General features: G+C 33.3%; 3 protein-coding genes. 2 read left to right on the forward strand and 1 reads right to left on the reverse strand.

Annotation, left to right across the window (positions count from 1 at the left end; genetic code table 11):
* Positions 1 to 594, forward strand: a 594-nt coding sequence (locus F6K13_RS25860) for a YdcF family protein (protein WP_287288831.1), incomplete at its 5' end; no start/stop codon positions are given.
* A gap of 479 nt (positions 595 to 1073) precedes the next feature.
* Here the strand turns inward: F6K13_RS25860 and F6K13_RS25865 are convergent.
* On the reverse strand, positions 1074 to 1382 hold the full coding sequence (locus tag F6K13_RS25865) for a hypothetical protein (protein ID WP_124146569.1): 309 nt from the start codon (positions 1380 to 1382) through the stop codon (positions 1074 to 1076).
* 449 nt (positions 1383 to 1831) lie between these two features.
* Here F6K13_RS25865 and F6K13_RS25870 point away from each other — a divergent pair.
* On the forward strand, positions 1832 to 3043 hold a 1212-nt coding region (locus F6K13_RS25870; RefSeq protein ID WP_287288833.1), incomplete at its 3' end, for an ABC transporter ATP-binding protein.

Consider the following 3043-nt stretch of genomic DNA (forward strand, 5'->3'; position numbering starts at 1 on the left):
TCTGCTTTTTCGTCACAACAAGCAGATGCAATTGTATTATTAGGTCAGGGAACAACTCAACCTGTAATACCAGACAGAATACAAATTCAGCTTACTAAAACAGCAGAGCGAATTATTTACGCATCTCAACTATATAAGAAAGGTTTAGCTCCCTATATTATAGTAAGTGCTGGTCCGAGAATTGGAGATGATAATAGTACAGTTGAAGCTGTAGATATCAAGAAAATTTTAATTGAATTGGGTGTTCCAAGACGGGCTATTATTTTAGAACCAGATGGCAGGACTGTCTATGAAAGTGCAATTGAAACAAGGGAGATTTTGGATGGAAGAGGTTTAGACCCTACAGTTATTCTTGTTACTTCTGCTGTTAATATTCGTCGTGCTAGTTTAACTTTTACTGATATAGGGATGAGGGTTATTCCAGCTCCAACAGATTTTAATACTGTAAATCCTTATGAAGATTCTTCCTATCGTTTTGTACTAGCAGATTTTCTACCCAATGCCCAAGCACTTTTACTAACTACAGAAGTTTGGGAAGAATATTTAGCTTTATTTTACTATTTCTTACGCGGTTGGTTAGCTCCTGGTTTTTGAGGAAGTATTTTCATCTAATTATATTGTTGTAAGCATTTCCTGCGGAATGCTGCCCAAACAGCTATTAGCAGTCAGCGCTTCCCTGCGGGATGCTACGCAAACAGCAATTAGTAATAAATAATTACTTCTCAGGTTTGACAAGGGAACCCATGGCAGTAACTTTTTATTCTTTCCTCAATTTCAAAGGTTGCTTTTACCTTCCCCAAAATTAATTGCTGAAGCACTAATAGCTGACCACTGAATGCTTACGCATTGTTGTTGCTCAAACAAAATTTATAGCAGTGCGTGTTGGTATATTTACAAATTGCAGGAACTGTGTGAAGCGCTATACAAAATCTAAATTTATGCCCCTCAAAAATTTTGAATAGCAGAGGGGCATTTTTATTATGTTTAATAATGATTTTGATGATAATTTATTTAAAAAAATTCACTAAATAATCAGTAGCGAATTTACCTTAATCTTCTTCAAAAGATATTATTTATAATGGGTCATAATTACTAGAGGATGTAGTTGTTGGATTGTTCTGTGAATTAGAAGGAGAAGCAGTAGAAGCAGGAGAAGCAGGAGTAGATGGCTGCTGATTTATGCTTTTTTTACCACCTGGCACTAAAAAAGTAACAATCAACCAAACACCTAAAAATATAAATAATAATATTCTCACAAAATCTTGTCCGGGAGGTGCTGTTGGCGGTTTCTTTTTGGGAGATTCGAGTTTGACTTTAATAGATTCAGTTTCGATAGTGTTATCGTCTTTTACATCAAATGAAAGAGAAAATTGCTTGCCCATATCTGTTATTCCTATTGTGGCAAATATTATGGTTAAGATTTAAGATAATTTTAGTAATATTTTGAGTTTAATTTCAGACAAAATTATTTAGGAGTCATATATTTATCTTTTCCTTTATAGATTTAATACCTCACAATTCACCCTCGGTGTCTCCAATTGGTTGGAGTTTGTAAACGCGGAACTGCAACTTTTTAGTATCCCCATCTACCTTTTTTCTTCTTCAATTGATACAGCTCATTTTTAACAAGAACTAACATTTTTTTCATTGATTTTTAATTGAATTTTTTTTGTATCTTTAAACTATACCAGTGGAAGGAAAGGTTAGGACAGATCAAAAGCTTAAAACTCAGGCATAGCCTGATTTTTCCTCCTCTGATAGATAACTAAACGCCTTCTTCCTTCTACTATATCTACAATCATAACATTATCTAAAATCTAAAATCACTACTATGCCTCAATCTTCTCAATTACGACTTCAAAAATTAGCCTCCTACTTACGTCCCCACTGGAAAAAGTCATCATTAGGAATTTTTTCTCTACTAATAGTCAATAGTTTAGGAATTTATATTCCCAAATTAATTAGTCAAGCAATAGATGATTTAAAAGTAGCAACCAAAATTGATGAATTTTTATACTATGTAGTAGCAATTATAATTTTTGCCTCCATTATGTGGGTAATTAGAATAGTATCGCGCATACTCATATTTGGAGTAGGGAGACAGGTAGAATTTGACCTCAAACAAAAGATTTTTAATCGACTCTTAAAATTAGAACCATCCTACTTTAGTAATAATACAATAGGAGATTTAATCAACCGCGCCACAAGTGATGTTGATAATATCCGTAGACTATTAGGTTTTGCAGTATTAAGTATTAGCAATACAATTTTTGCTTATGGTTTAACTATGCCAGTTATGCTTTCTATTAATGTGCGGTTAACTCTATTAGCAGTTTCTGTTTATCCTATCATGCTAATACTGGTGAAAATATTTAGTAATAAATTGCAGAGTCAACAATTAGCTGTGCAGGAAGAACTTTCTAATATGAGCGATTTGATTCAAGAGGATATGAATGGTATTTCTCTAATCAAAATTTATGCTCAAGAGGAAAATGAAAGACAAGGTTTTAGCGATTATAATCAGCGACTTTTAGAGGCCAACTTAGAGTTGGCTAAAACTCGTAATATTCTTTTTCCTATTCTAGTTAGTTTAGCCAGTTCAAGCTTATTAATATTGCTAATGAATGGATCGATCTACCTAGAAAATGGTGAATTAACAGTTGGTAATTTTGTAGCTTTAATTCTTTATGTTGAGCGTTTAGTTTTTCCCACCGCATTACTAGGTTTTACCATTACTGCTTATCAAAGAGGGGAAGTAAGTATTGACCGTATAGAAGCTATTCTCACAGTTGAACCAAAAATTAAAGACCATGAATCACCTCTAGATTTTCCAAAAGTAGTAAAAGGTTGGGTAAAAAGCCAAGGATTAACATATACTTATCCGGGTAGTAAAACACCAGCTTTAGACAACATTAATTTTCTGATTCAACCAGGAGAAACTATAGCTATAGTCGGATCTATTGGTGCCGGAAAATCAACTTTAGCCAATACATTACCTCGACTTTTAGATATAAATAGTTGGTCAATATTAATATCTAAAAGA

This window comes from Okeania sp. SIO2B9 (assembly GCF_010672505.1).
Lineage (GTDB): Bacteria > Cyanobacteriota > Cyanobacteriia > Cyanobacteriales > Microcoleaceae > Okeania > Okeania hirsuta.